25 protein-coding genes are annotated in these 24,622 nt (G+C 68.6%); 19 read left to right on the top strand and 6 right to left on the bottom strand.

Features of this window, described 5'->3' with window-relative positions; all coding sequences use genetic code 11:
- Window positions 1-25: 25 nt before the first annotated feature.
- A complete protein-coding gene (locus tag NS2_RS17235) occupies window positions 26-445 on the bottom strand; it encodes a hypothetical protein (protein WP_045437993.1) in 420 nt (139 codons plus the stop codon).
- Between the two features lie 325 nt (window positions 446-770).
- Here NS2_RS17235 and NS2_RS36085 point away from each other — a divergent pair, with 325 nt between their 5' ends.
- From NS2_RS36085 to recN, 4 genes are read left to right on the top strand one after another with little or no spacing between them, the layout of a single operon-like run.
- Window positions 771-1,019, top strand: coding sequence for a hypothetical protein (locus NS2_RS36085; protein WP_033088404.1), 249 nt, complete (start codon window positions 771-773; stop codon window positions 1,017-1,019).
- A gap of 1 nt (window position 1,020) precedes the next feature.
- Window positions 1,021-1,899 carry a TlyA family RNA methyltransferase gene (locus NS2_RS17230; protein ID WP_033088403.1) on the top strand — a complete coding sequence of 293 codons (879 nt, stop codon included), beginning with the start codon at window positions 1,021-1,023 and terminating at the stop codon, window positions 1,897-1,899.
- Complete coding sequence (locus NS2_RS17225; protein ID WP_033088402.1) at window positions 1,896-2,867, top strand: NAD kinase; 972 nt, start codon at window positions 1,896-1,898, stop codon at window positions 2,865-2,867. Before NS2_RS17230 ends, NS2_RS17225 begins: the two co-directional genes overlap by 4 nt.
- Complete coding sequence (recN, locus tag NS2_RS17220) at window positions 2,845-4,626, top strand: DNA repair protein RecN (protein WP_036550401.1); 1,782 nt, start codon at window positions 2,845-2,847, stop codon at window positions 4,624-4,626. Before NS2_RS17225 ends, recN begins: the two co-directional genes overlap by 23 nt.
- A gap of 58 nt (window positions 4,627-4,684) precedes the next feature.
- On the opposite strand, the gene NS2_RS17215 is transcribed toward recN, so the two are convergent.
- Window positions 4,685-5,293: a TetR/AcrR family transcriptional regulator gene (locus NS2_RS17215; protein ID WP_033088400.1), complete on the bottom strand. Its 609-nt coding sequence runs from the start codon at window positions 5,291-5,293 to the stop codon at window positions 4,685-4,687.
- 114 nt (window positions 5,294-5,407) lie between these two features.
- Between NS2_RS17215 and NS2_RS17210 the strand changes: the two genes are divergently transcribed.
- Entirely contained in the window at window positions 5,408-5,842 is a 435-nt protein-coding gene (locus NS2_RS17210; protein ID WP_082062644.1) for an ester cyclase, read from the top strand.
- A gap of 129 nt (window positions 5,843-5,971) precedes the next feature.
- Here the strand turns inward: NS2_RS17210 and NS2_RS17205 are convergent, their stop codons facing one another.
- Window positions 5,972-6,391, bottom strand: a complete 420-nt coding sequence (locus NS2_RS17205; RefSeq protein ID WP_033088398.1) for an SRPBCC family protein — start codon at window positions 6,389-6,391, stop codon at window positions 5,972-5,974.
- Window positions 6,392-6,664: 273 nt separating this feature from the next.
- Between NS2_RS17205 and steA the strand changes: the two genes are divergently transcribed.
- The 5 genes from steA (at window position 6,665) to xerD (ending at window position 12,732) form a co-directional block, all read left to right on the top strand.
- Window positions 6,665-7,876: a putative cytokinetic ring protein SteA gene (steA, locus tag NS2_RS17200; protein WP_033088397.1), complete on the top strand. Its 1,212-nt coding sequence runs from the start codon at window positions 6,665-6,667 to the stop codon at window positions 7,874-7,876.
- Between the two features lie 7 nt (window positions 7,877-7,883).
- On the top strand, window positions 7,884-8,804 hold the full coding sequence (locus tag NS2_RS17195; RefSeq protein WP_033088396.1) for a copper transporter: 921 nt from the start codon (window positions 7,884-7,886) through the stop codon (window positions 8,802-8,804).
- Between the two features lie 153 nt (window positions 8,805-8,957).
- The gene (pyrG, locus tag NS2_RS17190) at window positions 8,958-10,700 is read left to right on the top strand and encodes a CTP synthase (protein WP_033088395.1); all 1,743 of its coding nucleotides are present in this window, start codon (window positions 8,958-8,960) and stop codon (window positions 10,698-10,700) included.
- Between the two features lie 373 nt (window positions 10,701-11,073).
- Window positions 11,074-11,733 (top strand): NUDIX domain-containing protein, encoded by a 660-nt coding sequence (locus NS2_RS17185; protein WP_033088394.1) that lies wholly within the window; start codon window positions 11,074-11,076, stop codon window positions 11,731-11,733.
- 78 nt (window positions 11,734-11,811) lie between these two features.
- Window positions 11,812-12,732, top strand: coding sequence for a site-specific tyrosine recombinase XerD (gene xerD, locus NS2_RS17180; protein WP_033088393.1), 921 nt, complete (start codon window positions 11,812-11,814; stop codon window positions 12,730-12,732).
- 155 nt (window positions 12,733-12,887) lie between these two features.
- On the opposite strand, the gene NS2_RS17175 is transcribed toward xerD, so the two are convergent.
- Window positions 12,888-13,460 carry a TetR family transcriptional regulator gene (locus NS2_RS17175; RefSeq protein ID WP_033088392.1) on the bottom strand — a complete coding sequence of 191 codons (573 nt, stop codon included), beginning with the start codon at window positions 13,458-13,460 and terminating at the stop codon, window positions 12,888-12,890.
- A 176-nt stretch (window positions 13,461-13,636) separates the two neighbouring features.
- On the opposite strand from NS2_RS17175, the gene NS2_RS17170 reads away from it, so the two are divergent.
- Complete coding sequence (locus tag NS2_RS17170; protein WP_052086553.1) at window positions 13,637-14,281, top strand: nitroreductase family deazaflavin-dependent oxidoreductase; 645 nt, start codon at window positions 13,637-13,639, stop codon at window positions 14,279-14,281.
- 3 nt (window positions 14,282-14,284) lie between these two features.
- On the opposite strand, the gene NS2_RS17165 is transcribed toward NS2_RS17170, so the two are convergent.
- Both NS2_RS17165 and NS2_RS17160 read right to left on the bottom strand, forming a co-directional pair.
- Complete coding sequence (locus NS2_RS17165; protein ID WP_033088391.1) at window positions 14,285-14,878, bottom strand: SUKH-4 family immunity protein; 594 nt, start codon at window positions 14,876-14,878, stop codon at window positions 14,285-14,287.
- A 202-nt stretch (window positions 14,879-15,080) separates the two neighbouring features.
- Entirely contained in the window at window positions 15,081-16,238 is a 1,158-nt protein-coding gene (locus NS2_RS17160) for a helix-turn-helix domain-containing protein (RefSeq protein ID WP_033088390.1), read from the bottom strand.
- A gap of 145 nt (window positions 16,239-16,383) precedes the next feature.
- On the opposite strand from NS2_RS17160, the gene NS2_RS17155 reads away from it, so the two are divergent.
- The 8 genes from NS2_RS17155 (at window position 16,384) to der (ending at window position 24,401) form a co-directional block, all read left to right on the top strand.
- Entirely contained in the window at window positions 16,384-16,662 is a 279-nt protein-coding gene (locus NS2_RS17155; protein WP_052086552.1) for a hypothetical protein, read from the top strand.
- On the top strand, window positions 16,659-16,895 hold the full coding sequence (locus NS2_RS17150; RefSeq protein ID WP_033088388.1) for a helix-turn-helix domain-containing protein: 237 nt from the start codon (window positions 16,659-16,661) through the stop codon (window positions 16,893-16,895). The genes NS2_RS17155 and NS2_RS17150 overlap by 4 nt, the downstream gene beginning before the upstream one ends.
- Before the next feature lie 335 nt (window positions 16,896-17,230).
- Window positions 17,231-18,127, top strand: a complete 897-nt coding sequence (locus NS2_RS17145) for a ParA family protein (protein ID WP_033088422.1) — start codon at window positions 17,231-17,233, stop codon at window positions 18,125-18,127.
- Between the two features lie 269 nt (window positions 18,128-18,396).
- On the top strand, window positions 18,397-19,203 hold the full coding sequence (locus NS2_RS17140; protein WP_033088421.1) for a segregation and condensation protein A: 807 nt from the start codon (window positions 18,397-18,399) through the stop codon (window positions 19,201-19,203).
- A 551-nt stretch (window positions 19,204-19,754) separates the two neighbouring features.
- Window positions 19,755-20,579, top strand: a complete 825-nt coding sequence (gene scpB / locus NS2_RS17130) for an SMC-Scp complex subunit ScpB (RefSeq protein ID WP_071812370.1) — start codon at window positions 19,755-19,757, stop codon at window positions 20,577-20,579.
- 11 nt (window positions 20,580-20,590) lie between these two features.
- Window positions 20,591-22,255, top strand: a complete 1,665-nt coding sequence (locus NS2_RS38465; protein ID WP_370737300.1) for a pseudouridine synthase — start codon at window positions 20,591-20,593, stop codon at window positions 22,253-22,255.
- Window positions 22,256-22,320: 65 nt separating this feature from the next.
- Complete coding sequence (cmk, locus tag NS2_RS17120; RefSeq protein ID WP_045438012.1) at window positions 22,321-22,989, top strand: (d)CMP kinase; 669 nt, start codon at window positions 22,321-22,323, stop codon at window positions 22,987-22,989.
- Complete coding sequence (der, locus tag NS2_RS17115; RefSeq protein ID WP_033088387.1) at window positions 22,986-24,401, top strand: ribosome biogenesis GTPase Der; 1,416 nt, start codon at window positions 22,986-22,988, stop codon at window positions 24,399-24,401. Before cmk ends, der begins: the two co-directional genes overlap by 4 nt.
- Window positions 24,402-24,622: the final 221 nt, after the last annotated feature.

Below are 24,622 nucleotides of genomic sequence, written 5' to 3'. Positions count from 1 at the left end.
GTACTAGCCGTCCGGTGCGCGCCGGTCAGGACGCGCACCTGGGTGCGACCGGCTGATCGGTCCCGGTGATCACGAGGGTGTCGGTGACGAAGCCGGTCCCGTTCTGGTACGGGACCTTGTCCCAAAGGGAACTGCTGCTGCCGTGGTTGACCACGACCGGCCCCTCCAATACGCAGAGAATCGTCACGTTGTAGCCCGCTGACAGCTCTCCGATCCGCTTGATTCCAGGCGAGGCGTACACGTAGGCGGTCCCGGATCCGTCCGGTGAGGTGCCGACGATCATGCCCTGGTGGGAGACGGCCGGTGTCGTGGTTGTCACGCCGGGTTTGTCGGGGGTCGGCCGGGGATCGTCAGCCTTGGGAAGTAGTAGGAACAGACCGCCGACCACCGCCGCTGCGACGGTCCCGCCCGCAGTGATCCATGCGATCTTCACGCTGTTCGACACGATCCTCTCCTGATATCCAGTATGCGACCGGGAAGCGGATCGGTGACGTGGTTTGTCGCAGTGATCGTCGGGTGGCGTCGGTGCGGCGGAATCTTGTGCTGGACAGGCCAATCGGTTTGTCTCCGGCTGATCTTCCGGTGCGGGTTCCGGCGGTCGATCATGGTGTGGCATCGGCGAAGCGTTGGGGTACGTGTGTTCGAATGCGAGTTCGGGTAGCGTTGTCGCCACGATGACTATGCCCACGCCTCACCCGCAGATTCCCGCACCGGGACCCCGGGCCGCGATGCCCGGACCCCAGGCTGCGACACCGGGATTCCAAGCCGCGATGCCGGGACCTCGTCCCGGGATGCCGCTGCCCGGGCAGCATCTGGCGGGTGCGAATCAGGAGTTCGCCGACCCGGAGCGGGTCAAGGTGGAAGTGGACGCGCTGCTTGCCGAATTGTCGGCGGGCGCACCGAATCCGGGCGCGCCGAGCGTGCATTCGGAGGGCACCGATATCGTGCGGCGGGCCAAGATTCTCGAGCAGGCGCACGACGTCCTGGTGCAGGCCCTGGCCACGGTGGACAAGATCTGAGGTGGCCAGGCGCGCGCGGGTGGACGCGGAACTGGTTCGCCGCGGATTGGCGCGGTCGCGGGAACACGCGGTCGAGCTGATCAACGCGGGCCGCGTCCTGATCAATGGTTCGGTCGCCACCAAGGCGGCCACGGGAGTCGAGACGGGCACGCCGCTGCTGGTGCGCGAGGAGCCCGACGAGGTGCAGTGGGCCTCGCGCGGCGCGCACAAGCTGCTCGGCGCGCTGGAGGCGTTCGAGCCGCAGGGCGTGACGGTGGCGGGCAAACGCTGTTTGGACGCGGGTGCGTCCACCGGCGGATTCACCGACGTGCTGCTCTCGCGCGGCGCGAAAGAGGTGGTGGCCGCCGATGTCGGGTACGGCCAGCTGATCTGGCGGTTGCAGAACGACGACCGCGTCCACGTGCACGATCGCACCAATGTCCGGCAGTTGACGCCCGAACTCATCGGCGGCCCGGTCGAATTGGTGGTCACCGACCTCTCGTTCATCTCCCTGGCCCTGGTGCTGCCCGCGCTGGCCGCCTGCTGCGCGCCCGGCGCGGATCTGCTGCCCATGGTCAAGCCGCAGTTCGAGGTCGGCAAGGAACGCGTGGGATCCGGTGGCGTGGTGCGGGATCCGGCCCTGCGCGCCGAGGTGGTGCGCGAAGTCGCCGCCGCGGCAGCGAAACTCGGGTTGCGCACCCACGGCGCGGTCGCCAGCCCACTGCCCGGTCCGTCCGGGAATGTCGAGTATTTCCTGTGGCTGCGCAAGGAATCCGAACCGGAGGAATCCGGCGCCGGGGTCGCTGACGGCGCGGACGTCGGTGGGTACGCCTACGATTCAGACGAGGCGGCGCGCGTAGCGGCGCTGATCGATCGTGCGGTGCAGGAGGGACCACAGTGAACGCGGCTAGCCCGGCCCGGGAAGTGCTGCTGGTGGCACATCCGGGACGGCCGGAGATCACCGATACCGCGCATCGGGTCGCGAAGATCCTCTGCGGTGCCGGAATCGGGCTGCGGGTGCTCGAGGACGAGGCGTACAGCACTCGCTTCGACACCGATGACGACGGAGTGGCCGACGGCTACCCGGCCCGGGTCATGGCGCACAATCCCGACGCGGCGGTGGGCACCGAGATGGTGCTCGCGCTCGGCGGGGACGGCACCTTCCTGCGCGCGGCCGAGCTGGCCCGCAGCGCGTCGGTGCCGGTGCTCGGAATCAATCTGGGGCGCATCGGTTTTCTGACCGAGGCCGAGGCGGAGAATCTGGACGAGGCGCTATCCCAGGTGGTGCGCCGCGATTACACCGTCGAGCAGCGGATGACCATCGATGTCACCGTCAGCGTCGACGATGTGGTGACCGAACGCGGCTGGGCGCTGAACGAGGCCAGCATCGAGAACGCCGCGCGCATGGGCGTGCTCGAAGTGGTTTTGGAGGTGGACGGCCGCCCGGTGTCGGCCTTCGGCTGCGACGGCGTGCTGATCGCCACCCCGACCGGATCCACCGCCTACGCCTTCTCGGCGGGCGGGCCGGTGGTGTGGCCGGAACTCGAAGCGCTGCTGGTGATTCCGTCCAATGCCCACGCCCTGTTCGCGCGGCCCCTGGTGACCAGCCCGGATTCGCTGATCGCGGTGGAAACCGTTGCGACGGGCCACGATGCGATAGTTTTCCTCGACGGCCGACGCACCCTCGCACTGCCGCGGGGCGGCCGGGTCGAAACGGTCCGCGGGACCGAACCGGTGCGGTGGGTCCGGCTCGATTCCGCGCCGTTCGCCGACCGGATGGTGCGCAAGTTCCAGTTGCCCGTGACAGGCTGGCGTGGCCGCCCGTCTGCGCGAACGGAGAGCACGAGTGCTGACAGAGATCAGGATTGACGGGCTTGGCGTAATTTCCACCGCCACCGCGCAATTCCACGAGGGTTTGACCGTTTTGACCGGTGAGACCGGTGCCGGCAAGACCATGGTGGTGACCAGCCTGCACCTGCTCAGCGGGGCGCGCGCCGACGCCGGGCGGGTGCGCCTGGGCGCGTCGCGGGCCGTGGTGGAAGGGCGCTTCACCGTCGACGAGGTGCACGACGGCGCGCTCGGCGAGGTCGAGGAGGTGCTGGAATCCTCGGGGGCCGAACGCGATGACGACGGCAGCATCATCGCCGTGCGGACCGTCGGCAGCGACGGCCGCTCCCGCGCTCACCTGGGTGGGCGCAGTGTGCCCGCCTCGGTGCTCTCGGATTTCACGACACCGCTGCTCACCGTGCACGGGCAGAACGATCAGCTGCGGTTGCAGCGGCCCGACCAGCAGTTGCACGCGCTCGACCAGTTCGCCTCCGATGCCGTCGCGCCGCTGCTGGCCAAGTATCAGAAGGCGCGAAAGGCCTGGCTGGACAAGCGCAATCAGCTGCTCGAGAGAACCGCGCGCAGCCGTGAACTGGCGCTCGAGGCCGATCATCTGACCCAGTCGCTGGCCGAGATCGACGCCATCGCACCCGAACCTGGCGAGGACGAGCACCTGGTCGCCGAGGTGCGTCGCCTCTCGGATCTGGATTCGCTGCGTGAAGCCGCCTCTACCGCGCACGACGCACTGGCCGGTCCCGCCGATTCGCCGGGCGAGGACGCGGGCGCGCTGGATCTGCTCGGCACCGCCCGGGCCCGTATCGAGTCTTCCGACGATCCGAAGCTGTCCGAGCTGGGTCCCCGCCTGGGCGAGGCGATCTCGGTGATCGTGGATCTGGCCACCGAGCTGAGCTCGTATCTGTCGGACCTGCCCTCGGATCCGGGTGCGCTGGAGTCCATGCTCACCCGCCAGGCCGAGCTGAAGACGCTCACCCGCAAGTACGCGCCCGATATCGACGGCGTCATCAAGTGGGCCGACGAGGCGCGGATTCGGCTGTCCTCCCTGGATGTCTCCGAGGAGGCCCTGGCCGCGCTGGCCGCCGATGTCGAGACCGCCGCCGAGAAGGTCCGGGAGACGGCCCGCAAACTGACCGCCGCCCGCAGCAAGGCCGCGGGCAAGCTGGCCTCGGCCGTAAGCACCGAACTGGGCGGTCTGGCCATGGGCCGGGCCCGGCTCGAGGTCGGCGTCGGACCCGTCCCCGCGGGCGTACAGGATTCGGCCCCGCTGGTCATCGACGGGCAGGAGCTGCACGCCGGTTCCACCGGTGTCGACGAGGTGGAATTCCGTCTCGCCGCCCACTCCGGTGCTCATCCGCTGCCGCTGAGCAAGTCCGCTTCCGGTGGTGAGCTCTCCCGCATCATGCTCGCCCTTGAGGTGGTGCTGGCCAGCTCCGAACACGGCACCACCATGGTCTTCGACGAGGTGGACGCCGGTGTCGGCGGCCGCGCCGCCGTCGAGATCGGCCGTCGCCTGGCGCGTTTGGCGCGCACGCACCAGGTCATCGTCGTGACCCACCTCCCACAGGTCGCGGCATTTGCCGACACCCACCTGGTGGTCGACAAGCTCGACGACGGCAAGGCCGTGAAATCCGGCGTAAAGGCCCTGACCCAGGACGAGCGTGTCGTAGAACTCGCCCGCATGCTCGCGGGCATGGGCGACACCGAAACCGGCCGCGCCCACGCCTGGGAACTGCTCACCACCGCCGACGCCGAGAAGGTCGGGGCGGCGGTGTCCGGGGAGTAGTCCCGGCTCGGATCAAAGGCCCGCGGGCGGATCGAACTCGATCCGCCCGCGGGCCTTTTCAGTTTCGATCCTGTTGGGTCGCTTCGGCTTCGGCGAGGGCGGCGTGGATCAGGGCGCGGGCGGACCAGGACATGAGTTCGGTGGCTTCCTCGGGGGTGAGGGCCAGCACGTCCTGGGTGCTGACCAGGGCCTCGATGCCGAAGACCAGGGTGACGGACTGGATCAGGCGTTCCAGTTCCGCCGGGGAGAGGCGGTCCGATAGCGGCTCCAAGGCGGTGCGGGCCATGCGGAGGCGGGTGGTGCCGCGGTTGGGGACGCGGTCGCTTTCGGGCAGGTCGGCCTGGGCGATCCAGCGGTCGAGGATGGAGCGCAGCACCGTGCGCCACAGCAATTGGTCGGCGAATTGCATGGCGGCGGCGGAGCGGATGACGGTGTCGATGCGGTGTTCGGCGTCGCCGGTGAGGCCGTCGAGGATGCCGACGAAGTCGCGGCGCAGGGATTCCTCGCGGGTGGCGATCTCGGCCCACAGGGATTGGGGATTGGGGAAGTAGCGGTAGGCGGTGGCGGGGGAGACCCGGGCGGCCTCGGCGACCTCGGGGATCGAGGGGGAACGGCCGTCCTTGGCGAGCGTGATCGCGGCCTCCAGCAACGCCTCACGGGTACGCATCTTCTGGTTCCGGCGACCGCTCGTGAGAAATTTCTCTTGACGTGAGACGCTCATCTCACGAAGATAGCAGAGTCTCATAAAAACAGGAGTCTCACCGATCAGGGAGGACACGTGATGACTCGGGAAGTTGTGACAACTCGGGAAGCGATGGATGCGCTCTTCGCCCGGCATGCCGAAGCGGAGGCCAACGGGGATGTGGACGCGATCCTGGACACCCTCGCCGACGACGTCGAACACGATGTGGTGGGCGATCCGCGCGGGGTGCTCTACGACAAGCGGGAGATCGGGCAGCGCTATCGCGAACTGTTCGAGGCGCTCGAGGAAGAGAAGTTCGAAACGGTGCGCCGGTACTACGGGGAGGACTTCTTGGTCGACGAATCACACTGGTACGGCCGGGCGCGCGGGGTCTTCATGGGGATTCCCGGCGAGAACCGGCCGATCGACTTCCGGATTCTGCACGTGTGCGAGTTCCGGGACGGGCGGATGAGCCGCGAGAACGTCTGGCTCGATATCGCGGCGATCATGCAGCAGCTGGCGCCCGCGCACTGACGCGGAGACCGGCACCGATACCGGCCGGGCCCCACCGACGAGAACCGGCCGGGCCCCACGGGGCTCCGGCCGGAAATCTCTGCCGCCGCGACGATTTCGCGGCGTTCGGTTCTAATCGATGACCTGGACCTACTTGATGGCCTTGCGGACCGCGCCGATCAGGGTGTTGATGAGCGCGCGCAGGCCGGGCTCGAGCACGGAGGCCGGCACGGGCAGGCTGGGCTCGGACTCCATGGTGTAGACGACCCGGGTGCCGCCCGGCGCGTCGGAGAAGCTGATGGTGCCCACGTGGCGCTTGACGGGCGCGCCCGCGATGATGCGGTAGACCATGCGCTCATTGGGAACCAGCTCGGTGGTCTCCTCGGTCGGGCCGATGCCGCCGACGCCCAGGTGGTACTGGGCGCCGACGCCGTTGGGCGCGCCGATGCCCGGCTTCTTCAGCGAAACCTTGATGGGCACAAAGGGATTGATGCTGTCGCGCTCGGTGAAGAGCTTGTAGACGGTCTCGCGCGGGGCGGGTAGAACAGTATCGACTGTGGTGCTGGCCATCGTCGGAGCATATACTTACTGGGCGGTAAGTAGAAGGGTCCCCGGGCCTTGCGGCCAGGTGGTCGTATGTCACTGTGACGACTGATTTCGTGCCGGTTGGGGTAACTCGCGGGGGACGTCCAGTGTCGGTTCGGCACCTTGCCGCATGTCGGATGTGGGAGTGGTTACGGCTCTTCGCCGTCCGCTGAAGGCGCGGGGAGGCGGGGGAGAATAGTGATCGTGACCGGCGCGCCTCCACCATTGGTTGAGACTTTGCGGTAATCATCGATCGTTATGAAGATGCTGGCCCTGCTTTCGCGCACAACCGAAACGTTGCCTGGTCTCACCGGGATGGCCCGGGTGGACCGCAACACCAGGCGGTTGTTGCAGCGTGTGGGGCCGGGGGATGTGGTCGTGCTCGACGAGATGGACCTGGACCGGCTCACCGCCGACCGGCTGGTCGAAGCCCAGGTGGCGGTGGTGATCAACGCCTCGCCCTCGATTTCCGGACGCTACCCCAATCTGGGGCCGGAAGTGCTGGTGGCCAATGGCATTCAGCTCATGGACGCCGTCAGCTCCGACGTCTTCAAGAAGATCAAGGACGGCACCAAGGTGCGCGTCGAGGGCGGCGTGGTCTACGCGGACAAGCTGTCCAAGAAGGAACCCGAGGCGCTCGTCGAGGGCATCGAGCTCACCGAGGCCGCCATCGCCGAGCGCATGATCGAGGCTCGCAACGGTCTGGCCGACCATCTGGAAGCCTTCTCCGGCAACACCATCGAGTTCATTCGCACCGAATCATCGCTGCTCATCGATGGTATCGGGGTGCCGGATGTCGAAATCGACATGAAGAAGCGGCATGTCGTGGTGGTGGCCGACGGTCCCGACCACATCGAGGACCTCAAGCGCATCAAGCCGTTCATCAAGGAGTACGCGCCGATCCTGATCGGCGTCGGCCGGGGCGCGGACACCCTGACCCGCAATGGCTATCGGCCCGACCTGATCGTCGGCGATCCGGAGGAGATCACCGCCACCACGCTCAAGTCCGGCGCGGAGGTGATCCTGCCCGCCGATACCGACGGGCACGCCAAGGGTCTGGAGCGCATCCAGGATCTGGGCATCGGCGCGACCACCTTCCCATCCTCGGGCGCGCCCGCGGATCTGGCGCTGCTGCTGGCCGATCACCACGGCGCGTCGCTCATCGTGACCGTCGGCGCGGCGGCCTCGCTGGACGACTTCTTCGATCGCGGCCGCCGGGATTCGAATCCGGCAACCTTCCTGACACGCCTCAAAATGGGCACCAAGCTGATGGATGCGAAAGCCGTTGCGTCGCTGTACCGTCACCGGGGTTCCGGGTGGGCGGTGGCGCTGGTGGTGCTGGCCGCCCTGGTCGCCCTGATCGTCGCGCTGCTGGCCACCCACATGGGCGGCGAGGCGCTGACCTGGGCCACCGACACCTGGCATCGCGGATCGGGTTGGGTGGAACGGCTATTGGACCGGCAGAAATAGGGGCGCGATGATTTCCTTTCGCCACCACGCGATTTCGATCGCCGCGGTATTCCTGGCATTGGCGGTCGGCGTGGTGCTGGGCACCCGCTCGCAAGGCAACGGGTTGTTTCCCGGCTCGGGCGACAAGGGGCAGGTCGAGGATCTGCGCGCGGAGAACGGTCGGCTCAGCGAACAGGTGAAGGCGGCGGACGCCTTCCTCTCCGGCGCTGCGGGCAAACTGCTGGCCAATAGTCTGACCAACCGCTCGGTCCTCGTATTCACGACTCCCGACGCCGACAGCGGCGATGCCGACGCGGTCACCGCGGCGCTCACCACCGCCGGGGCCACGGTCACCGGTCGGGTCGGGCTCACCGGCGCGTTCGCCGACTCCTCCGAGGGCGATCGGCTGCGCACCGCGCTGATGAACATCGTCCCCGCGGGCGCGCAACTCAAGGTCGACGCCGTGGACCAGGGCAGCCTGGCGGGCGATCTGCTCGGCCAGGTGCTGCTCGCCGATCCGGCCAGCGGCCAATCGCGCGGCACCCCGCAGGAACGCGGCCTGGCGCTGGAGACGCTGCGCGGCGGCGGTTTCCTGACCTTCGCCGATGTCCAGCCCGCCCAGCTGGCGGTGGTGGTCACCGGGGACGGGGCGCGGGCGGAGGAGAACAATCGCGGGACCATCATCGCCCGGTTCGCGGGCGGGCTGCGGTCCCACAGCGCGGGTGTGGTGCTGGCGGGTCGCTACGGGGCCGCCGAGGGACCGGGAGCGATCGCGGTGGCGCGGTCCGAGGGCGGACTGGCCACGGTCACCACGGTCGACAATGTGGACCGCGAGATCGGCCGCATCACCACCGTGCTCGGGCTCACCGAGCAGCTGAGCGGTGGTACCGGTCGTTACGGCACGGGTGCGAAGGCGACCTCGCTCACAGTCGCGGCCATGCCGCACTGAGAGAAAAAGCAGGCCGCACCGAGGGAAAGCCCCGGCCGCCCGGGTCGCGACACGGGAAAACTCGCCCGCGACACGCAGAATCGAGCCAATCGCGGGCAACCGATCTGCGTGGCATTCCATCGGCCGCGCCGATCCGTGTTACCGTGAAGTCCCGTGGGTAATTCACGGATTCCGGCGCGCTCCGCTCATCAAACGAACGCCACGAAACACATCTTCGTCAGCGGCGGTGTCGCCTCTTCACTCGGTAAGGGTTTGACCGCCTCCAGTCTCGGTCAACTGCTTACGTCGCGCGGTCTGCGCGTCACGATGCAGAAACTGGATCCGTACCTGAACGTCGATCCCGGCACCATGAACCCCTTCCAGCACGGTGAGGTGTTCGTGACCGAGGACGGCGCGGAGACGGACCTCGATGTCGGTCACTACGAACGGTTCCTGGATCGCGATCTATCCGGGGACGCCAATGTCACCACCGGCCAGGTGTACTCGAAGGTGATCGCCAAGGAGCGTCGCGGCGAGTACCTCGGCGACACCGTGCAGGTGATCCCGCACATCACCGATGAGATCAAGAGCCGCATTCTGGCCATGTCGGGCCCGGATCTGCACGGGCAGGTGCCGGATGTGGTGATCACCGAAATCGGTGGCACCGTGGGCGATATCGAGTCGCAGCCGTTCCTCGAGGCGGCGCGGCAGATCCGCCACGAGGTGGGCCGGGACAACTGCTTCTTCCTGCACGTCACGCTGGTGCCCTACCTGGGTCCCTCGGGCGAGCTCAAGACCAAGCCGACCCAGCACTCGGTGGCGGCGCTGCGCAATATCGGTATCCAGCCCGACGCGCTGATCCTGCGTTGCGACCGCGATGTGCCGCAGGGGCTCAAGAACAAGATCGCTCTGATGTGCGACGTCGATGTGGACGCCTGCATTTCGACGCCGGACGCGCCGTCGATCTACGACATTCCGAAGGTGCTGCACCGGGAAGGTTTGGACGCCTACGTCGTTCGCCGCCTCGGCCTGCCCTTCCGGGACGTGGACTGGACGGTGTGGGGCGACCTGTTGGATCGGGTGCACAACCCGCGCGAAGAGGTCACCGTCGCACTGGTCGGCAAGTACGTGGATCTGCCCGACGCCTACCTGTCGGTCACCGAGGCGCTGCGCGCGGGCGGTTTCGCCTCGCGGGCCAAGGTGAACATCCGCTGGGTGCAGTCCGACGAGTGCGAGACCGAGGCTGGGGCGCGCTCGCACCTGGCCGACGTGGACGCCATCCTCATTCCGGGCGGCTTCGGCATTCGCGGCATCGAGGGCAAGGTGGGCGCGATCCGCTACGCCCGCGAGCACAAGATTCCGCTGCTGGGCCTGTGCCTGGGCCTGCAGTGCGTGGTCATCGAGGCGGCGCGCTCGGTGGGTCTGAAGGACGCCAACTCGGCGGAGTTCGAGCCCGACACCAAGTACCCCGTCATCTCGACCATGGCCGACCAGGAGCAGATCGTGGCCGGTGAGGCCGATCTCGGCGGCACCATGCGCCTGGGCGCGTACCCGGCTGTGCTGGAGAAGGATTCGCTGGTCGCCGCCGCTTACGGCACGACCGAGGTCTCCGAGCGGCACCGCCACCGCTACGAGGTCAACAACACCTACCGCGACAAGATCGCCAAGAGCGGCCTGAAGTTCTCCGGCACCTCCCCGAACGGCCACCTGGGCGAATTCGTCGAGTACCCGCAGAGCCAGCACCCGTTCCTGGTCGCCACCCAGGCGCACCCGGAACTCAAGTCCCGCCCGACCCGCCCGCACCCGCTCTTCGCGGCGCTGATCTCGGCGGCACTGGCTTACAAGGCGGCCGAACGCCTTCCGGTGGAGATCCCAGACGAGATCCCCGCCGCCGAGGGCGAGAAGGTCTCCAAGTAACCCCTCCGAGGTAATCCCCGGCCCGCCCGAGCGCTCGACGAGTGCTCGGGCGCTGTCGTCTTCGCGCACTGATCGGCGAGTGGCACATCCGCGAGGGGATTCGGGATCGGGCCGCGCTGGTGTGCCACTCGACGATTGGGCAGTGGCGCGGTTAACGGGGGATTCCAGGGCAGGCGCGCGCGATGGTCGGCGGGCAGGGGCTGGTGGGGGTCTGCCGGAACTTGCCACGCTGGTGTGCGATTCGGGGTTCGGGGGAGGCGCTGGCGTCGTTGTGCGGTGTGCGGTGGGCTGGGGCGGGGTTGGCTTGGGGGCGATGGTTTGGGTGGGTCGGGCTCTGCGGGCCGGTGGTGTGGGGGCGCGATACGGTTCTCGGATGACGTCCTCTGGTTCGGTTCCCGGCGCACACGATTTCGATGTTCTCTCCAGTCGCACCGTCTACTCCGGGGCGATTCTGGCGTTGCGGCTGGATCGGGTGGTGATGCCGGGCGGGAAGGTGGCCGAGCGGGAGGTGATCGAGCATCACGGGGCGGTGGCGGTGGCGGCGCTTGATGAGAATGACAATCTGGTGTTGATCAATCAGTATCGGCATCCGATCGGGCGGCGGTTGCTGGAGTTGCCGGCCGGGTTGCTGGACGAGCAGGGGGAGGATCCGGTGGAGGCGGCCAAGCGGGAGTTGGCCGAGGAGACCGGGCTGGCGGCGCGGGAGTGGTCGGTGCTGGTGGATGTGGCGCTGTCGCCGGGGTTCACCGATGAGGCGCTGCGGGTGTACCTGGCGACCGGGCTCTACGAAACCGACCGTCCCGACCCGGAAGGGGAAGAGGCGGATCTCCAGATTCTCCGGATGCCGTTGGGTGACGCCGTGCGTGCCGCGCTGGCGGGTGAAATCACCAATGCCACAGCGGTAGCGGGGGTGACGGCGCTGATGACCGCGCGTTCCACCGGTGCCACCCTGCGTCCGGCCGACGCGCCCTGGCCGGGCATGCCGACCGCCTTCCTGGATCGCAAGGCGCGGGAGAAGTCTGCGCCCCAGTAGATCCCGATTGGGATACTTGTTCGATTTGCCGGGTCCGGCTGGGGGAGTTCGTCGGTGGTGGCTGCAATGATGTGAGCCGTGCTGAAGCGGCAGATCGACGCGTACCTCGACCATTTGGCGGTCGAGCGCGGCGCCGCGCGCAACACGCTCAGCGCCTATCGCCGGGATCTGGGGCGCTACCGGTATTTCCTGACCGAGCGCGGGGTGGAAACCCTTGCCCGCGTGGCGGAAACGGATATCGCCGATTACATGGTCTCGCTACGCGCGGGAGACGCCGAGCATCCCGCGCTGGCCGCCTCCTCGGCGTCGCGGGCGCTGGTCGCGGTTCGGGGCCTGCACCGGTTCGCCACGGCGGAAGGCATCACCGACGCGGATGTCGCGCATCCGGTGAAGCCGCCGACCCCCGCCCGGCGCTTGCCGAAAGCGCTCCCTTACGACCAGGTTTCGCGGCTCCTCGACGCCTCCGGCGGCGATCTCGCGGACGGCCCGCGCGGCCTGCGGGACCGGGCGCTGCTGGAGTTGCTGTACTCCACCGGCGCTCGCATCTCGGAGCTGGTCGGACTGGATGTGGACGATATCGACACCGCCGAGCGCGCGGTGGTCCTGCGCGGTAAAGGCGGCAAACAGCGCATGGTGCCGATCGGCCGCCCCGCCCTGGCCGCGCTGGACAACTATCTGGTGCGCGGGCGTCCGGGCCTGGCGGCGCGTGGGCGCGGGAACAGCGCATTGTTCCTCAACCACCGCGGCGGCCGCCTGTCCCGCCAATCCGCTTGGCAGGTGCTGCAATCCGCCGCCGAACGGGCGGGCATCGCGGCGCAGGTGTCGCCGCACACCCTGCGGCATTCGTTTGCCACCCACCTGCTGGACGGCGGCGCCGATGTGCGTGTCGTGCAGGAGTTGCTCGGGCACTCGTCGGTCACCACGACCCAGATCTACACCCTGGTCACCGTCGGGACACTGCACGAGGTCTGGGCCACGGCGCATCCCCGGGCTCGCTGAAGGTTCGAGACCGCGCGAGGTCTGGGCTACGGCAGATCCCCGATTCGCTGAGGGTTCGAGACTGCGCGAGGTCTGGGCTACGGCGCATCCCCGGGTTCGCTGGGGTCCGTTCGGCACGGCGTCCGGGCCCGGGAGTGCCGACGTGTCACCAGTGCTCAGAGGTGCAGCAGTGTGCGGACGATCCGGCGCACCCGGGCGCGATCGAGTTCGGCGCCCTGCGAAGTGAAGAAGAGATGGTGGATCGAGCCGACCAGGGCGAAGGCCAGGGTGTGCGCGTCCTGATCGGCGCGCATGCGCCCGGCGCGCTGTTCGGCCGCGAGGTAGTCGGCGAAGATTCGCTCACCGGTGCTCAGCGCCGAGTCGGCGGCGACGGCGGTGCCGATGCGGGCGGCCAGGGCGGGCCGGGCGGAGATGAGCGCTGCGGTCGGCATGGCTCCCGAGTCGAACAGGGTGACGGCGGCGTCGGTGAGATTGCCGACGATATCGCCGTGCCCCGCGCGCTCCGGTAGGCCGGACAACTGTGCCAGGGCGCGCTGCACCCGGTCGGCGGCGTAGTCGGCGAGGAATCCGTCGAGGCCGTCGAAGTGGTTGTGCAGGATGCCCTTCGCGCAGCCCGCTTCGTCGGTGACGGCTCGGCTGGTCAGCCCGGCCGCGCCGTCCCGGGCCAGAATCCGGTCCGCGGCGGCGAACAGGTCCTCGCGCAGGTCCGGACGTGGAACGCCACGCATGCGTCGGGTTTCCCCTCTCGTCGTCGGGGCGGCGGTGGGTGCACCGGCCGCCGTGGGCATCCGGTCAAGTCTATTGGTCTCGGTTCGGGCGGGAATCTTGCCAACTATGGGCGTTTGCCCATAGTCTATGGGCAAACGCCCATAGTGGCGAACGTCCGCTGAGAGAGACGCGAATCATGAACTCCACGAAGGATCTTCACGCCGAGACCGGTTCCGGCCACCGCGGGATCACCGCGGTCGGCGGGTTGGGGGCCGTTCTCATCGCCGTGCATCTGGCGATCGCGGCGGCCGGCGCCGCGGCGCTGTGGGATTGGCTGGGCGGACTGCTGGCCGGTCTGTTCCTGGTCGCCTTCGCCGCCGTGCACGTGCTGGGCGGCGCACGACTCGGCCACAATGTGATCGGCCGGGCCGTCGCGGTCCTGCTGCGAGCCGGAGTGCCGCTCGGCCCGGTTGCGCTGCTGACGGTTTCGGGCAGGCGCTCGGGACTGCCGCGCACCAATCCGGTCGACGTTTTCGGCTCCGGTGAGCGCCGCTGGATCGTGGCCACCCACTCCGGTGAGGCGCAGTGGGTGCGCAACCTGCGCGCCGCGGGTCGCGCCAGCCTCGGCGCGCCCGCCGCCCGCACCGACTACACCGCCGTCGAACTGTCGGCCGACCGTGCCGCCCAGATTCTGAAAGACGTTGTCGCCCCGCGACTGTCCCGCCCGTTCGGCGGTTCGGTCCTGCGCCGCACCCTCGGCCTCGGCCGCAACCCGACCGCCGCGGACTTCGCGCGCACCGCGGCCACCCACCCGGTCTTCGAACTGACCGAACCGCGGTAGGCACTACTGGAGCCGCTCTGCGACGAAGCGCAGCACCAACTCCCAGGTGGGCTCGCCCGGCTCGAATTCCGAATCGGTATCCGGGGGATCGAATGCGCGTGGGTCGCACGCCGTCATGAGCTCCCGCAGCCGGTGCTCGGCTCCCGGCCGATAGCCGTTCGCGCCGGAGATTTCGAAATCGTAGTTGGGTCGTTCGATCTCCAGCAGGTAGAGAAAACGCACGAAGGCGGCGAGTCCGGTGTTGAGCCGGGCCGGGAGGCCGCCATCCGGAATGCTGAACACCGCGCCACCGGTGACATCCAGGTACACCGGATCGCCGGAAATGGCACCGAGCAGCGCCCACCGCCCGAAATCGATATCGAATTCCGGAAACGCCTCGGCCAGATCCTGATTCGAACAGTCCAATCGTCCCGCCCGCAACTCGTCGTGGACTGCCAACCACATCGACCCGGGAATGCCGATGTCGCGCAGGAATTCCCGGCTCGGCGCATGTGGTACCGACCCCAGGGTGGCGTCGTCCGGCAGGGTGATCAGATCGGCTGCCGGAAAGACTGTTTCGAGGGTGGCTCGGTCGATGAGGTGGGGGACGGGGACCAACTCCTCGGCATCGGCTGGCTGACAGGTGGTACCTCCACTGTCGCAAACAGTGCGACGACAAAGGAGTTCGGATGACCATCCTCACCGGATTCGCCAATGCCGTCTACCCGGCCTGTTCGATGATCTCCGGGTCTATCGTGAGATCCCCGCCAGCTTCCCGAAGTCTTTCGTGCCTGGTGAATCCCGTTCGTCGCCCGGACTTTCAGACGCTGGTCCCGAGCCAGCTCGCGAACCCCGTCAACGTCTCGGTCCGCCGTTTCTCCGCCGCCGCGATGCCGTGCAACGTCTCCCGCACCGCCGGATGCAATCGGGTCTGCTGCGGCGCGGCCGCCCGCGCCTTGTTGAGCGCGGCCAACGCCCGGTCCGGCTTACCGGACATCAACCAGGCCCGCGCGTTGTCCTGCCAGTGGTGGGCGACGCGGGTCGGGGGCGCGTCGGGGCCGTGGGTGAGGCTTGCGCCCTCGCGTGCTGCGCGGTTCGGGTCGCCGGATTCGAGTTCGATGGCGTGGGCGTGGATCTCGACGTTGAGCGGGCCGAAGGCGGTCATGTAGAGGTCGGTTTCGCCGGTGCGCGTGGACAGTTCGCGCGCGGCGTCGATGTGGGCCACCGCGCCTGGGTAATTCAGCTTGCGCGCTTCGTTGACCGCGCCCGCGAGGTGAGAGTATCCGGCGAGCACCAGGCCCGCGTTCGACGAATCGGCCGTGGCGATGGCCGAATCGATGAGCTGACCCGCGACTCCGGATTCGCCGTAGTGGGTCAGCACCCGCGCCCGGGCCAGGGCGGAGAGCGCGCCGTAGGTCGGATCGTCGGCGAGTGGCGCGTACCCGTCGGCCAGATCCCGCGCGGGCAGCGCGAGCATCATGTGACCCGTTCTGCGAGCGGCCCATTCGGCGAGCACGTAGGCGGAAGTCAGCAGGGTGTAGGCGCGGGTCTGGTCGGTGCCGGGAAGGTCGCGGACCGCACCGTGGATGCGTCGGATGAGGTCCGGCAGCACCTCCAGGGTCTGGCGGGTCCGGTCGGTGCGGTAGAGCTGTTGTGCGGCTTCGAGATCCGCTTCGATCCGGGCGAGCGGGCCGGGTTCGATCGCGCGGGCGTAGCGTCCTTCGGCGAGCAACGTGGTGAGCCCGTTGACCGCGTCCGAGAGCGGCTTCCCGTCGTCGTACGGCGCGCCGGTCAAATGTTCGGGCGTGATCCGCAGGGCTTTCGCGACAGCGGAGATGAGCCCGGTCGAGGCGGGCTCGGTTCCCTGCTCCACCTTCTTGATCATGGACAGGCTGTAGTTCGCCCTGGTCGCCAGCTGCCGCTGCCCGAGTCCGGCAATCTTGCGTTCCGCCGCGATCCGCTGCCCAACGTTCGCCATGTCCCGCGGGTAGTCCGGCCGACCCGACCTTGTAACCCGTTGAGCCGCATGGAACTGCCCCTTTGCTGTCCCTCCCGCCGGTTGCGGGTCGCGAACCTGAGTCATGACGACGAGAGGGGCAGTCATGCGACCGACACCAACGGCGTTGGCATACATAGATCCGGATATTTCGGGCGCGGCTGTCGAATGGGATATCGCCCAGTGCCGCAGGCTGGCCAGGAGGCTCGGCTACGCTCTGCTGTTTCTGCCGGAGTTCTCCGCGCTCGGGCTGGTCGATCTGGTGCGCGAGATCGATGTGGATGCCGTGGTGGTGCCCTCGCCCGCGCATGTGAGTCCGCGACTGGTGGGGTTGCTCGCGGGCGCGTGCGATGTCGAATCCGTGCACCCGCGCCGGTCGGTGTGCTGTCGGGTGAGGTTGGCGTGAAGACCGGTGTCGCGGCCGAATTCGCCGTGTTGGGGGTGCTTTCCGGTGGCGGGGTGCTGACGGTCGCTCAGCTCGCGCGGGACGCCGCGCTGACCTCGTGGTCGGCGCGGGCGGCGGTGGCGCGGTTGGAGGCGCGCGGGTTGATCGTCGAGGCGAGGCGGCGAGGGCGGTGGGAGTTGACCACGCGGGGGCGGGGTGTGTGGGCTGCCAAGGGGCGGCGGTTCAGCCTCTAGGCGGGTGCTCATTCGGCTGGTTTGCTACCGATTCGGGCGTATCTGGCCTGATCTGCTGGAAACATGCCCGTGAGCCCGTAACCTGCTGTCCCACAACGTGAGAGTGCTCCCGACCAGTAACAAAGCGGGCCGAGGGCACCCTTACCGTCCCTGAAGTGCAGGTTTACAGTGCGTGTCCGAGCGTTGGTCTGGCGCGAACAGGCGGTAGCGTCTAGGAGGGATCCGAGCGCACACGCGGTCGGGTGCGTCGTTCACGGCAGGTCGGTGGGCGGGGTAAGGGCAGGAACGTCGAAGGAGCAGCGGACGTGACGACTACCGGTGGTGCGGGCCAGCGGATCGAAACCGCCGCGCAAACGCTGTGGGAGGCACCCGATGTGGTGCACGACAGCAAGCAGGTCGGGCCGACCGGACGGCCGTTGCGGGAGATTCCGGTGCCGCCCGAGCCCGATCACACCGCGCCGGCGCTGATCGTCGCCATGTGCAATCAGAAGGGCGGGGTCGGCAAGACCACCTCGACCATCAATCTCGGTGCGGCGCTGGCGGAGTACGGGCGCAAAGTGCTGCTGGTGGACCTGGATCCGCAGGGGGCGCTGTCGGCGGGACTCGGTGTGGCGCACCACGATCTGGACGTCACTGTGCACAACCTGCTGGTCGGGCCCGGTAAGGTCAATGTCGACGACGTGCTGATGAACACCAAGGTCGAGGGCATGGATCTGCTGCCGTCGAATATCGACCTGTCGGCGGCGGAGATCCAGCTCGTCAACGAGGTCGGCCGCGAGCAGACCCTGGGCCGCGCGCTCGCGCCGCTGCGCAACCGCTACGACTACATCCTCATCGACTGCCAGCCTTCGCTGGGCCTGCTCACCGTCAATGCCCTGGCCTGCGCCGACGGCGTCATCATTCCGATGGAATGCGAGTACTTCTCACTGCGCGGGCTGGCCCTGCTCAACGACACCGTGGAGAAGGTGCGGGACCGGCTGAATCCCGAGTTGGTGCTGTACGGCATCGTGGTCACCATGTTCGATGCCCGCCTATTGCATTCGCGTCAGGTCATGACGCGCGTGGTCGAGGTGTTCGGCGACCTCGTGTACGACACGGTGATCTCGCGCACCGTCCGCTTCCCCGACGCCAGCGTCGCGGGTGAGCCGATCACCACCTGGGCGCCGAAATCCGGTGGCGCGGAAGCCTATCGGGCCATGGCCCGGGAAGTCATCCAGCGGTCGGGCCGTTGAGCGATTCTTTCGATTCGGCGTCCGAGCACGACCCGGCGGACGCGGATACGGTGCTGCCCGCAGACGGTGGGCTGCTCGCGGACATCGGCGGCGTGCCCGACGACGGTGCGGATCTCGGCGGTGCGGGGGTGCTCGGGGATATCGCCGATTCCGGCGCGGTCGACCCGAATGATGTCCCGGCCGCGGAGCCCGCCCTCGCTTCGGGTGCCGCCGCCGGGCCGAGCTATGCCGCCGCATCGGGCAATTCGGACTCGGCGGGCAAGTTTCATCTGACGCTGGCCAACTTTCAGGGTCCGTTCGACCTGCTGCTGCAACTGATCAGCTCGCGCCGCCTGGACGTCACCGAGATCGCGCTGCACAAGGTGACCGACGAATTCATCGCCTACACCAAGGCGCTCACCGCGAGCCTGTCCGGCGAGCAAGGGCTGCGCGCCGACAAGATTCTCGACCAGACCACCGAATTCCTGCTCATCGCGGCCACCCTGCTGGATCTCAAGGCGGCCCGGTTGCTGCCCTCTGGCGAGGTGTCCGACGAGGAGGACCTGGAACTGCTCGAAGCCCGCGATCTGCTGTTCGCGCGGCTGCTGCAATACCGGGCGTTCAAGCAGGTGGCCGAGCTGCTCGGGGAGCTGGAGGCGGCGGCGCTGCAACGGTATCCGCGCGCGGTGTCGCTGGAGGAGCGGTATCTGGAGCTGTTGCCGGAGGTTACGCTGGGGGTGGACGCCGCGGGTTTCGCGGAGGTCGCCGCCACGGTGTTCCGGCCGCGTCCGAAACCCCGGGTGGGGCTGGATCACATCCACGCCCACGCGATTTCGATCGCCGAACAGGCCGCCCTGGTCCTGGAAATGCTGAAGAACGCCGGCGTGGGCGCGTGGACGACCTTCCACGACATCTGCGCCGACTGCGAGCACCCGATCCAGATCGTGGCCCGCTTCCTCGCGCTGCTCGAGCTCTACCGCGGCAAAACCATCGAGTTCGACCAGCCCGACCCCCTGGGCCCGCTGTCCATCAGCTGGATCGGCGAGCTCGCAGACCAACCCGCCCAACCGGTGACGATTGAAGAGGACTACGGGTGACCGAGGTGCAGAACCTGGGAGACGACGTGCAGGACCCCTCCGCCGAAAGCCAGGCCGCGCCCGAACTCACCCCGGCCCAGCGCATCATCGCCGAAGCGGCCGCCGCCGCCAAGGCCCACGCCGCCGCGGCCAACCCCGCCGCGCCTCCGGCCCGAGCCGCCGAGCGCACGGACGAAGCGGCAGACCCCGCCGTTGCCGCCGCGCCCGAGTCCGAGGTCGCCGAGTCCGCGACTGACGCAACCGCGTCCGCGACCGATGTAACCGAGTCCTCGACCACGGTTGCGGAGACTCTCGCCACCGAGTTGGATGCGGCCGCTGAGGAATCCGTGGCCGCCGGGCACCTCGACGTGGTGGCTCGAGATTCCGGTGCGACCGCTCAGGGTGCGGGCCTGGCCGGGCCGGACCCTGCTCAGGCGGACGAAACGGGTGCGGCTGCGTCGGCCCGGCCCGAATCCGGCCCCGAGCAGCCTGGATCCGAAGAATCGGCGCTGGATTCGGGTGCGGTCGAACTCGGCTCGGGCTCGACGGACGGGACCGATCCCGCGAGCGACATGGTCGCCGAGTATCCGCACGATGAGATCGCTGCGCCGCTGCTCGACGACGCGTCCGACGCGCGCGCAAGAACCGGGGCCGAGATCGCCGAGGCCGTGTCGGAAGTCACTGACGGCGCGGATGCGGGTGCCGAGTCGGCGGCAGAGGGTGGCGAGGCGGGAGGCGCCGCTCTCGATTCGGGGGAGTTCGAGGACGAAGAGGAGCTCTCGGAGGGGGAGTTCCGGGCGGCGCTCGAGGCGATGTTGCTGGTGGTGGATGCGCCTGCGCCGGTGGAGTTGCTGGCCTCGGCGTTGCGGGATCATCCGATTCGGGTGGAGACGGCGTTGCGGGAGATGTCGGCGGAGTTGACCGCGCGGCGCAGTGGCATGGATCTCAGGTTCGTGGGGGATGGGTGGCGGTATTACACGCGGACGGAATTCGCTCCCTATGTGGAACGTATGCTGTTGGACGGCGCACGGTCGAAGCTCACACGCGCCGCTTTGGAAACCATGGCGGTGATCGCGTACCGTCAACCGGTTACCCGAGCACGCGTGAGTGCGGTGCGCGGCGTGAACGTGGATGGCGTGATCAGGACCCTGCTGGCGCGGGGGCTGATCGCGGAGGCCGGAGCGGACCCGGAGACCAACGGCACTCTGTACATCACCACCGAGCTGTTCCTGGAACGGATCGGACTTGCGTCACTGGCGGATCTGCCGCCGTTGGCCCCGCTGCTCCCGGGCGTCGATCTGATCGACGAGATCAATGAGAGCCTGGACACCGACCCCCGGTACACCAGGCTGAAGAAACCGGCCGAGGCCGATATCGACCTCGGCACCGATGACTGAAACAGGACAACGTGAATACACCCGCTCGCCGAGATGGCACACCGGATCGTAGGAAACGTGGCAGCGAACCGCCCAGGGGCGGTTCCCAGGCCGCCCGCGGCCGGACCGGAGACAACCGGTCCGCACGGGGCGGCGGCTCGTACGGCGGCGGCTCCGCCAACCCCCGCGGCGGATCCCGCGGCGACTCGCCCTCCTGGGGCGGCAATTCCCGCGACTCGCGCGGCGGCTCCGATTCCCGCGGCGGTTCGGGCTCGTACGGCGGCGGACGTGGTGGCAGCGGGTCGTATGACTCCCGCTCCGGCGGTTCGCGCGGCGATTCCCGTGGCGGCTCCGCGAATCGCGGTGGATCGCGCGGCGATTCGGGCTCGTGGGGCGGCAATTCCCGCGGCGATTCGCGCGGTGGCAGCTCGTTCGGCGGCGGACGTGGTGGCAGCAGGTCCTATGACTCGCGCTCCGGCGGCTCCTACGGCGACAACCGCGGTGGTGCCGCACGCGGTGGCTCCGGTTCCTACGGTGATTCCCGTGGTGGCGGCGCGCGTGGCGGCTCCGGATACGGCGAGCCTCGTGGTGGCGCATCCCGCGGTGGCGCGCCCTCGCGTGGCGGTTCTTCCTTCGGAAACTCCGCGCGCGGCAACCAGTCTCGCGGCGACTGGGGTTCGGATTCGCGTGGTGGCCGTGGCGGCGAAGGCCGCGGCGGCGCGTCGCGCACCGGATTCGGCGCTGACCGTTCCGGGTTCGGCCAGGATCGCAATGCCTCACGCGGCCGGATCGGCGGCGGCAGCCCGCTGGCCCCGCACACCTCGCCGAACACCCCGGCCAAGAAGAAGGCCGCCAAGCCGGAGCGCAAGATCGTCGCGCCGGTGCTGATCAGCAATGCCAAGCCCGCCCGTCACCAGCACGTGGACGTCGAGGAGCGCGGCCCGAAGAAGCTCCCGTGGGGCGAGGGCGAGCGTCTGCAGAAGGTGCTGGCCAAGGCCGGTGTGGCCTCGCGCCGCGCGGCCGAGGAGATGATCGACGCCGGTCGCATCGAGGTCGACGGCAAGATCGTGCGCGAGCAGGGCCTGCGCATCGATCCGCAGACCGCGGTGGTCCGGGTCGACGGCGTGCGCGTGGTGATCCGCGAGGAGCAGGTCTACCTGGCGCTGAACAAGCCCAAGGGCTGGCAGTCCACCATGTCCGACGAGATGGGCCGCCCGTGCGTGGGCGACATCGTCGCCGAGCGAATCGCCTCGGGCCAGCGCCTTTTCCACGTCGGCCGCCTCGACGCCGACACCGAGGGCCTGCTGCTGCTCACCAATGACGGCGATCTCGCCCACCGGCTCATGCACCCGTCCTTCGAGGTCTCCAAGACCTACTTGGCCACGGTCAACGGCGAGGTCAAGAACCGCGAGGTCGGCAAGCTGCTCAAGGACGGCGTCGAGCTCGAGGACGGTCCCGCCACGGTGGACCGCTTCCAGGTGCTCGAGGTCGGCGCGGGCAAGTCGCTGGTGAAGGTGGTGCTGCACGAGGGCCGCAAGCACATCGTGCGCCGCCTGCTCGACGCGGTCGGCCACCCGGTGACCGCGCTGGTGCGCACCCACATTGGACCGGTCGCCCTGGGCGATCAACGGCCGGGCACGCTGCGTGTACTGGGCCGGGACGAAATCGGGAAGCTCTACGAGGCGGTGTCGTTGTGAACGGTGTGGGAAGTCTGATCGACGCGGCCGGCGCGCTGACGGGGTCGGCGCAACTGGTCGTCGCCATGGACGGCCCGTCGGGCACCGGCAAGTCGAGCGTGTCGCGGCTGCTGGCGACCCGGCTCGAGGCCAGCTACCTCGACACCGGCGCCATGTACCGGGCGGCGACGCTGCGCGTGCTGCGCAACGGCGTGGACCTCGACGACGCCGAGGCCATCGCGGTCGCGGTCAAGGAACTGCCGCTGACCATCGGCCACGACCCGAGCCGCGAGGTGATCCTGCTCGACGGCGAGGACGTGTCCGACGAGATCCGCGGCAATGCGGTGACCAAGGCGGTATCCGCGGTGTCGGCGGTGCCCGAGGTGCGCGAGCAGCTCGTGGCCCTGCAGCGCGACATCACCTCGGCCGCCGGTCGAATCGTGGTGGAGGGCCGTGATATCGGCACCGTCGTGCTGCCCGAGGCGGACGTCAAGATCTACCTGACCGCCTCCGCCGAGGCGCGGGCGTTCCGCCGCAACGCGCAGAACATCGCCGAGGGGCGTGGCGACGATTTCGAGGCCGTGCTGGCCGACGTGCAGCGTCGCGACACCCTCGACTCGACGCGCAAGGTGTCGCCGCTGCGCCCGGCCACGGACGCCGTACTGGTCGACACCAGTGATCTGAACAAGGACGAGGTCATCGACGAGCTGTATCGCGTGGTGGCCGAACGGATTTCGGCGGGAGGCCCGCAGTGACGCAGGACACCTTCGCCGGTGATGGCATCTGGTCGGACGAATCCGACTGGGACATCGCCGAATTCGAGGGCGAGCAGGACGCCGAGCACATTCCGCTGCCGACGGTGGCGATCGTCGGGCGGCCGAACGTCGGCAAATCGACCCTGGTGAACCGTATTCTGGGTCGCCGCGAGGCCGTGGTCGAGGACATTCCGGGCGTGACCCGCGACCGGATCTCCTACGAGGCCACCTGGTCCGGACGCCGATTCATGGTGCAGGACACCGGCGGCTGGGAGCCCGACGCCAAGGGTCTACAGCAGTCGGTGGCCCGCCAGGCCGAGGTCGCCATGCGCACGGCCGACGCCATCGTCGTGGTGGTGGATGCCACCGTCGGCGCGACCTCCGCCGACGAGGCCGTCGCGAAGACGCTGCGCCGCAGCAAGACCCCGGTCATCCTGGTCGCCAACAAGGTCGACAACCAGAAGCTCGAGGCCGACGCCGCCGAGCTGTGGTCGATGGGTCTGGGCGAGCCGCGCATGATTTCGGCCGCGCACGGCCGCGGCACCGGCGACCTGCTCGACGACATTCTGGCGGTGCTGCCCGAAACGCCCCGCGAGGGAACCGGACTCACCGGCGGCCCGCGCCGCGTGGCGCTGGTCGGCAAGCCGAACGTCGGCAAGTCCTCGCTGCTCAACCGCCTGGCGGGCGAGGAGCGCTCGGTGGTCCACAATGTTGCGGGCACCACCGTCGACCCGGTCGACTCGCTGGTCGAATTGGGCGGCAAGCCTTGGCGTTTCGTCGACACCGCGGGCCTGCGCCGCAAGGTCGGCAATGCCTCGGGCCACGAGTTCTACGCCTCGCTGCGCACCAAGGGCGCCATCGAGTCCGCCGAGGTGGCGGTCATGCTCATCGACGCCTCCGAGCCGATCACCGAGCAGGACATCCGCGTCATCTCCATGGTCGCCGAGGCAGGCCGTGCGTTGGTCATCGCCTACAACAAGTGGGACCTGGTCGACGAGGACCGCCGGGAAATGTTGGAACGCGAGATCGACCGCGAAATGGTCCAGGTCCGCTGGGCCCAACGCGTCAACATCTCCGCCCACACCGGCCGCGCCGTCCAAAAACTCGTCCCCGCCATGGAAACCGCCCTGGACTCCTGGGACAAGCGCATCCCCACCGGCCGCCTGAACAACTGGCTCAAGGAAATCATCGCGGCCACCCCGCCCCCCATGCGCGGCGGCCGCCTCCCCCGAGTCCTCTTCGCCACCCAGGCCTCCACCCGCCCCCCAACCTTCGTCCTCTTCACCACAGGCTTCCTAGAGGCAGGCTACCGCCGCTTCATCGAACGAAAGCTCCGCGAGGAGTTCAACTTCGACGGCTCCCCGGTCCGGGTGAACGTCCGAGTCCGCGAAAAGCGCGACCGCAAGAAGTAACCCAACATCAATCGAGATCAGGGAGCTCTCACCGAGGGATTTTGTCCGAATCCCCACGGTGAGAGCTCCCTGATCTTGTTGGTGGGACCGTCGGGATGCGGGTGAGGGGGCGCGGGATGGGGGGTGGAACCGGTAGGGTTCGAGGGGGTTTGGTGGTTCGAGGGGCCGAATGGTGCGTGCGGGCGAGGAATTCGCGGGATATTTGATCGAGCGGCGGCTCG

It is taken from the genome of Nocardia seriolae NBRC 15557, assembly GCF_007990715.1.
Taxonomy (GTDB): Bacteria; Actinomycetota; Actinomycetes; order Mycobacteriales; family Mycobacteriaceae; genus Nocardia; species Nocardia seriolae.
The sequence above is the reverse complement of the archived record's forward strand: the minus strand, read 5'-3'. Positions and strand labels throughout refer to the sequence as shown.

What these genes read in the sequence shown, in the direction of transcription:
- NS2_RS17215 (WP_033088400.1), bottom strand. Translation starts at nt 5,293, where the DNA reads ATGCGTACCCGTGAGGCGTTGCTGGAGGCCGCGATCACGCTCGCCAAG.
- NS2_RS17185 (WP_033088394.1), top strand. Translation starts at nt 11,074, where the DNA reads ATGACGTCCTCTGGTTCGGTTCCCGGCGCACACGATTTCGATGTTCTC.
- NS2_RS17175 (WP_033088392.1), bottom strand. Translation starts at nt 13,460, where the DNA reads ATGCGTGGCGTTCCACGTCCGGACCTGCGCGAGGACCTGTTCGCCGCC.
- NS2_RS36085 (WP_033088404.1), top strand. Translation starts at nt 771, where the DNA reads ATGCCGGGACCTCGTCCCGGGATGCCGCTGCCCGGGCAGCATCTGGCG.
- NS2_RS17195 (WP_033088396.1), top strand. Translation starts at nt 7,884, where the DNA reads ATGATTTCCTTTCGCCACCACGCGATTTCGATCGCCGCGGTATTCCTG.
- scpB (WP_071812370.1), top strand. Translation starts at nt 19,755, where the DNA reads ATGGTCGCCGAGTATCCGCACGATGAGATCGCTGCGCCGCTGCTCGAC.
- cmk (WP_045438012.1), top strand. Translation starts at nt 22,321, where the DNA reads ATGGACGGCCCGTCGGGCACCGGCAAGTCGAGCGTGTCGCGGCTGCTG.
- NS2_RS17205 (WP_033088398.1), bottom strand. Translation starts at nt 6,391, where the DNA reads ATGGCCAGCACCACAGTCGATACTGTTCTACCCGCCCCGCGCGAGACC.
- steA (WP_033088397.1), top strand. Translation starts at nt 6,665, where the DNA reads ATGAAGATGCTGGCCCTGCTTTCGCGCACAACCGAAACGTTGCCTGGT.
- NS2_RS17160 (WP_033088390.1), bottom strand. Translation starts at nt 16,238, where the DNA reads ATGGCGAACGTTGGGCAGCGGATCGCGGCGGAACGCAAGATTGCCGGA.
- NS2_RS17210 (WP_082062644.1), top strand. Translation starts at nt 5,408, where the DNA reads ATGACTCGGGAAGTTGTGACAACTCGGGAAGCGATGGATGCGCTCTTC.
- NS2_RS17170 (WP_052086553.1), top strand. Translation starts at nt 13,637, where the DNA reads ATGAACTCCACGAAGGATCTTCACGCCGAGACCGGTTCCGGCCACCGC.